This window comes from Alistipes sp. CHKCI003, from assembly GCF_900021155.1.
Taxonomy (GTDB): Bacteria; Bacteroidota; Bacteroidia; order Bacteroidales; family Rikenellaceae; genus Alistipes; species Alistipes excrementavium.
On sequence record NZ_FCNT01000027.1, the window covers coordinates 119,106 to 125,874 of the forward strand.

Consider the following 6,769-nt stretch of genomic DNA (forward strand, 5'->3'; position numbering starts at 1 on the left):
GCCGAACGGCGAACGAATTCCGATTTCTGTATTTTTCGTGCCGAAAAGTCGCCTGTCCGGCGCTGGCGGCGGATACTTCGGGCTTGCTTCGCCGCAGGGGTAGAGGGGCTTCGGACGCAGTGCGGATAAAACCGTTCGTGAGACGGACAGTTGCGGGACCTTTGGTCCGTCGACGGATTTTGGCGAACGACTGTGTACGGGTCTGCCGGCACGTGCGGCGACAGACGGATGGCGGTCCGCGAGCGGTCGGCCGGTGGCGCCGCAACGGAAAGGCGCGGGTCTTTGTACCGTAAACGCTCCCCGTTTCGGATCGCGTTCGTCCCCCCCCCTCTCTCCGGGACCTTTTTTCCGAGATACGGATGCGCTGGACGACAGCGCGCGCATTACGATCCGACGCATCGGCCGGGGAGCTGCCGGCGGCAAAGCCTCCTCCCTCCGGCCGAGAATGGCGGAGCGACGGGAGTCGTGTGGATTTTTTCCACGCATCCACACCGCAGGTCCACACTTTTCCCCATCCGTGCGGAATTTTGAATAGTGTGTATAGTTCGGTCGAACAGCGGGTTATCGAAATAGCCTGTCAGCGGCATGCGGCTTGATCCTTTTTCGGTCGGAACGGGTTGCGAACGACGGCCCGAACGATAAACGGAGTTAAACCTTCTAAAATTTCAAGACCATGAAAAAGACATTGGCAGCACTGGCAGCAGTGATGATGATGGGCGGTACGATTGCATGTGCCCAGCAGCCCGAGAAGAACACGACCAACGACAAGACGGCTACCGAGCAGCCGGCCGCTGAGCAGAAAGCCGAGGGTACTTGTCCGGAGAAGTGCGAAAAGACGGGCGCTCAGACCGAATCCGGACAGGGTTCGACCGCGAAGCCCGCTGAGGGCACGGCAACGAATGCCAAGTAGTTTGTTTGGGGGATACATCAAATCTGACATTGCTTGCCTGCCGCTCCGTCCGACCGACGGAGCGGTTCTTTTCGTGCCGTCGCCGCACCCGTTTTTCGGCGTTCGTCTTCGCCGCGGAGCCTGTTTCCGCGCCTTTCGCATGGGGGCGGCGGCATCCGCTTCGTGGATCGACGGGAGGCGGGTCCGCATGGATGTTTTTCGGCCGGATTGCGGACGGTTCCGGCATGGTCCGATAATGGCTGCTCCTCTTTTGCGGCAGAGTGCATGGGGACGTGTCCGCCCTGCCGCCGGTGCGGGACGGTGAAAGTTCGTGGAGCTGCAAATGAGTGCGCCCGCAATGCACAGTTTGCGGCGGTGCGGAAGGGGAAAGAGTAAGATCCGGTGCTGCGAGTGCTTTCGGCGCGGTGCGGAAAATGCCGGGAGTGTCTTTTCCGGCCTCTTTCGGGCGTCCTGTCGGTACGGAAGGGAGGCCGAGGTTTGCGGCACCTTCTTCCCGAGTGGGAGCGGCTGTCCCGGGCGGATGCCCCGGAACGGGAAAGGGGCTGTCTAACAAGTCCCGAAAATCGGAAATCACCCCTGTCGGAATAAATTCCGGCAGGGGTGAAATCGTTCAAATCAGACTTGTTGGACAGCTCCTTTGCGGAAGCCGTGCGAATCGTAAGCTACCAGATGATTACGCGCTCTTCGACGGGCATGAACATCGCTCCGCCGTCGATGCCGAAGGCGTCGTAGAACTCCTGAATGTTGCGCAGCGTGGCGTTCACGCGCCACTTGCCCAGCGAGTGCACGTCTTCTTTGGTCAGGCGTGCGATCTCCTCGTCGCGGATGTTCTGCGCCCAGAGGGTTGCATAGCCGAGGTAGAAACGCTGTTCGGGCGTGAAGCCGTCGATCGGCGCGACGCCCGAGGTGTCGAGCGCGTTGTGCAGCGCCGTGTAGGCTACGCGCAGACCGCCCTGATCGGCGATGTTCTCGCCGAGGCAGAGTGCGCCGTTGGCATAGACGGCGGGCTGTCCGTCGCGCGCGGGAAGCACCTCGATGGCATCGAACTGCTTGACCAGAATGTCGGTCTTTTTCTTGAAGGCTTCGGCGTCGGCATCGGTCCACCAGTTGTTCATGTTGCCGTCCTTGTCGAACTGACGGCCCTGATCGTCGAATCCGTGGGTCATCTCGTGGCCGATCACCACGCCGATGGCGCCGTAGTTCACCGCGTCGTCCGCATCGGGATTGTAGAACGGCGGCTGGAGAATGGCGGCCGGGAAGCAGATTTCGTTGCTCAGCGGGCTGTAATAGGCGTTGACCGTCTGGGGCGACATGTGCCACTCCTCCTTGTCGACGGGTTTGCCCAGCTTCGAAAGGTTGTCGGCGATGTACCACTTGTTCACGGCCACGATGTTCTCCCAGTAGCTCTTCGCAGGGTCGATTTCGAGCGTCGAATAATCCTTCCACTTGTCGGGATAGCCGATCTTCACGGTGAACGTCGAGAGCTTCTCCTGAGCTTTCGCCTTCGTTTCGTCGCTCATCCAATCGAGGTTGGCGATGTGTTGGCTGAGGGCCTTTTGCAGGTTTTTCACCATTTCGACCATGCGGGCCTTGTCCTTTTCGGGGAAGTACTTGGCTACGTAGATCTCGCCCACGGCCTCGCCCAGCGAACCGTTGGGCACGGCCATCGCACGCTTCCAGCGCGGCTTGGGCTCCTGCGTGCCGGACATCACGCGGCCGTAGAGGTCGAACGATGCGGCGTAGAAATCGTCGCTCAGATACGAGGTCGCACCGTCGATGTACTGTGCCGCGAGGTAGTGGCGCAGCGCTTCAACGGGCATCGTCTTGAGGATTTCGTTCGCGGCGGCGAGCGACGAAGGCTGCGTTACGATGATCGTCTCGAAGTCGCCCAGACCCGTCGTGCGGTAGTACTCGGCCCAGTCGATCGCATCGTAGGTCTTCTCGAAGTCGGCCTTCGACATCGGGTTGTACTGCGCCTGCAGGTTGCGCAGCTCGACGTTCGACCAGAACTTCTCGGCCAGCGCCGTCTCGACCTTCATCACATCCTCCACGGCCTGCGGAACCTCGGCTTCGGGCATGCCCGCGAGGGTGAAGATCTTGGCGAGGTACTCTTTGTAGGCGGTGCGGATGCGTTCGTTCTCGGCGTCGAGATAGTAGTCGCGGTTGCCCATCGTGAGCCCGCTCTGGCCGGCATAGAGGGCATTCATGTCGCTGTTCATCAGATCGGCCTGCACGCCTACCGAAAAGAAGGGGTTGGCCGTCGATGCGTGCAGGCGGGCGATGGCCCGCGTGAGCTGGCTGCGGTCGTCGAGGGCGAGCAGCTCCGCGACGCCGGCCGCGATCGGCGCGGCGCCTTCGCGGTTGAGGCGCACCGAATCGAGACCCATTTTATAGAGGTCCGAAATCTTCTGTTCGACGGTGCCCCGTTCGGCCGTCTGCTTCGACATCTCCTTGAAGAGGTCGTTGATGCGGATCTGGTTGTTCTCGCCGATCATGTCGAATGCGCCGTAACGGGCATACTCCGGCTTGAGCGGATTGCGCTCCTGCCAGCCGCCGGTGGCGTACTGGTAGAAGTCGGTCTCGGGGGCCGCCGCGAGGTCGAAATTCGCGGGGTCGATCGCCGGAGTCTTCGCCGGCTGGTTGTCGCACGCTGCCATAAATGCTGCTGTGGTCGCTAAAAGAAACAATTTCTTCATAGGATGTATTTTAGGTTTTTTTGCGGGGGTGCGTCCGCAGGGAACGCGCCCCGCCGCGGTTAAGTCGGTTGTCCGTTATTTGCGGATGGCGGCCACGCCCGGCAGCTCCTTGCCCTCGATGTATTCGAGCAGCGCACCGCCGCCCGTCGAGACGTAGGAGACCTTGTCCGCGAGGCCGAACTTGTTGATGCAGGCCACCGAGTCGCCGCCGCCGATGAGCGAAAAGGCGCCTGCGGCCGTCGCTTCGGCGATGGCCTCGGCCACGGCTTTCGAACCGGAGGCGAACTTGTCGATCTCGAATACGCCCACGGGACCGTTCCAGAGGATCGTCCGGCAGCCGAGGATGTGCTCGCGGAAACGCCGCTTGCCCTCCTCGCCGATGTCCACGCCCTGCCACCCGTCGGGAATATCGTCCGACGGAGCGGTCGCGGTCCGGGCGTCGGCCGAGAATGCGTCGGCGACGAGCGCGTCGGGCGACATCACCAGTTCGATGCCCTTTTCCTTGGCTTTGGCGAGGATGTCGAGCGCCACGGGGAACATCTCGGGTTCGCAGATCGAGTTGCCGATGCGGCCCCCCTGCGCCGCGGCGAAGGTGTAGGTCATGCCGCCGCCGATGACGATCGAATCCACTTTCTCCATCAGTTTTTCGATGATCGAGATCTTGGTCGAGACCTTCGATCCGCCGATGATGGCGCAGAAGGGGCGCTGCGGATGCTGCATCACGCCTTCGATGGCTTTCAGCTCGTTCTCCATCACGTAGCCGAACATTTTGTCCTCGGGGAAATAGTCGGCGATGAACGCCGTCGAGGCGTGGGCGCGGTGAGCCGTGCCGAAGGCGTCGTTGATGTAGCAGTCGGCGTAGGAGGCCAGCCGCTTCACGAACTCCTTCTGCGAAGCCTTCACGGCCTTCTTGGCTTCGGCCTTCTCCGCGTCGTCGGCGTCGTCGGCCAAGCCGCGGGGCTTGCCCTCCTCCTCGGCGTAGAAACGCAGGTTCTCCAGAAGCATCACTTCGCCGGGCTTCAGATCGCGGGCCATGCGGGCGGCTTCGTCGCCCGTGCAGTCGCCGGCGAAGAGCACCTTGCGTCCGAGCAGCCGCTCGATGTCGGGGACGATCTGACGGAGGGAGTATTTGGGATCGGGATTCTTCTTCGGACGGCCCAGATGCGACATCAGGATCACCGAGCCGCCGCCGGAGAGTACTTTTTCGATGGTGGGGATCGCCGCGCGGATGCGGGTGTCGTCCGTTACGCGGCCCTCGTCGTCGAGGGGTACGTTGAAGTCTACGCGGATGATCGCGCGTTTGCCTTTGAAATCGTAGGAATCGATCTTGAACATGGTTGTTGCGGATTAAAATTGCTGTTGATTCACTCTCATTTACTTAAATAACGCGACAAATTTAGGAAATATTTCCCTAAATCGGTTCGTTTCGCCTCGGTTTTTGGACTTTGCGGGGAGCTGCCCTTCCGCCGCGGCGCACGGCCTCGGGGGAGGCTTTGGCGTCCCGACGCAAAAAATGCGCCGTCCGCCGTGCACCGGCGGTCGCCGGCACCCGCCGGGGCGGTGCGGGGCAAGCGGACGCCGAACGGAAAGTGCGGCCCCAATGGCCGCCGACCGCAAAAGATGCGGAACAGTTGCCGAAATTTTCGTATATTTGCGGGTTATACGGCCCCAATGCTCGAAAAATTAGCCAAACAGACCGCCGTTTACGGCATCAGCACCATCGTCGTGCGGTTCCTGAGCTATCTGCTCACGCCCTACTATACCCGCATTTTCGGGCAGGAGACCTACGGCGTCGTTACCGACATCTATGCGCTGATTCCGCTGGCGCTCACGCTGCTGACGATGGGCATGGAGTCGAGCTACTTCCGCTTCGCGGCCAAGGCCGAAGAGGCCGGCGGCGACGTGGCGGCGGCCAAGCGGAAACTCTTCGCCACGACGTGGGGCGTCACGTCGCTCGCCGCCGCCGGGTTCTTCGCCGCGGCGCTCCTCTTCCGCGACGGTGCGGCGCGGTTGATGGGCGAGGTCTATACGCTCCACCCCGAGTACATCGTGTGGGTGGCGGCGATCGTCCTTTTCGACGTCTGGGCCGCGATCCCCTTCTCGCGTCTGAGGGAGCAGGGGCGCGCGATGATCTTCGTGGGATTCAAGCTGCTCGGCGTGGTGCTCAACGTGGCGCTGGCCGTAGCGTTCGGCCTGATGGGGCTCTACGCCACCGACTTCGGCGTGGGCTGGGTGTTCGTGGCGAATCTCGCGGCCAGCGCCGCGACGTGGGGGGCGGTCCTCTGCACGGCGGACCGCACCGTGCCGCGCATCTCGCTGCCGCTGCTGGCGGCGGTCTTCGCCTACTCGCTGCCGCTGCTGGCGGGCGGACTGGCCGGTACGGCCAACGAGTTCATCGACCGCCAGCTGATCAAATACCTCGTGCCGGAGGGGGCGATGGCGCAGTTGGGTGTCTACGGGGCGATCACGAAGATCGCCGTGGTGATGATGCTCTTCTATCAGATGTACCGCCTTGCGGCCGAGCCGTTCTTTCTGTCGAATTTCAGGAAGACGGATTTCGTGCGGATGAACGCCGCGGCTCTGAAATACTACGTGATGGCTTCGATGGTCATCTTTCTGGGCATCGCGCTGTTCCGCGATCTGTTCGCGCTGATCGTGGGCCGCGAATTCCGCGAGGGGATTTACATCCTGCCCGTGGTGCTCGGAGCCAATGTGCTGACGGGCGTGTGGCTCAACCTCTCGTTCTGGTACAAGCGCGAGGAGCGGACTTCGCTGGCGATCGTCGTAACGGGCACGGGCCTTGCGGCGATCCTCGGCTTCGGCAGTTGGATGATCCCCCGCTGGGGCTATTTCGGCGCGGCGTGGGCGCGGCTGGCGAGCGAGACGGCGATGGTCGCCGTGAGCTGGTGGCTCAACCGCCGCTTCTTCCCGACGCCCTACGACTGGAGGCGCATCGGGGAGTATGCAGCCGCGGCGCTCGGGGTCTTCGCCCTGTGCGAAGCGGCGACGGCCTGCATCGGCAATAAATGGGCCGGATATGCGTTTAATATCGTGGCGTTTGCAGGATACGCGGCTTACCTCGTCCGCCGCGAGCGGATCGACCTCGGGGCCTTGGTCCGCTCGGCCCTCGGACGAAGATAGGCGGGGGTGGCTGCGACGAGGG

Annotated in this window: 4 protein-coding genes; 2 read left to right on the forward strand and 2 right to left on the reverse strand. The window is 62.4% G+C overall.

Annotated elements, in window-relative coordinates; translation table 11 throughout:
- The first annotated feature begins 673 nt into the window (after positions 1-673).
- The gene (locus tag BN3659_RS04510) at positions 674-910 is read left to right on the forward strand and encodes a hypothetical protein (RefSeq protein WP_141682491.1); all 237 of its coding nucleotides are present in this window, start codon (positions 674-676) and stop codon (positions 908-910) included.
- Positions 911-1,572: 662 nt separating this feature from the next.
- On the opposite strand, the gene BN3659_RS04515 is transcribed toward BN3659_RS04510, so the two are convergent.
- Both BN3659_RS04515 and BN3659_RS04520 read right to left on the reverse strand, forming a co-directional pair.
- Entirely contained in the window at positions 1,573-3,606 is a 2,034-nt protein-coding gene (locus BN3659_RS04515; RefSeq protein WP_224757792.1) for a M13 family metallopeptidase, read from the reverse strand.
- 75 nt (positions 3,607-3,681) lie between these two features.
- A complete protein-coding gene (locus BN3659_RS04520; RefSeq protein ID WP_091534920.1) occupies positions 3,682-4,941 on the reverse strand; it encodes a phosphoglycerate kinase in 1,260 nt (419 codons plus the stop codon).
- A gap of 336 nt (positions 4,942-5,277) precedes the next feature.
- On the opposite strand from BN3659_RS04520, the gene BN3659_RS04525 reads away from it, so the two are divergent.
- Positions 5,278-6,747 carry a lipopolysaccharide biosynthesis protein gene (locus BN3659_RS04525; RefSeq protein ID WP_091534921.1) on the forward strand — a complete coding sequence of 490 codons (1,470 nt, stop codon included), beginning with the start codon at positions 5,278-5,280 and terminating at the stop codon, positions 6,745-6,747.
- Positions 6,748-6,769: the final 22 nt, after the last annotated feature.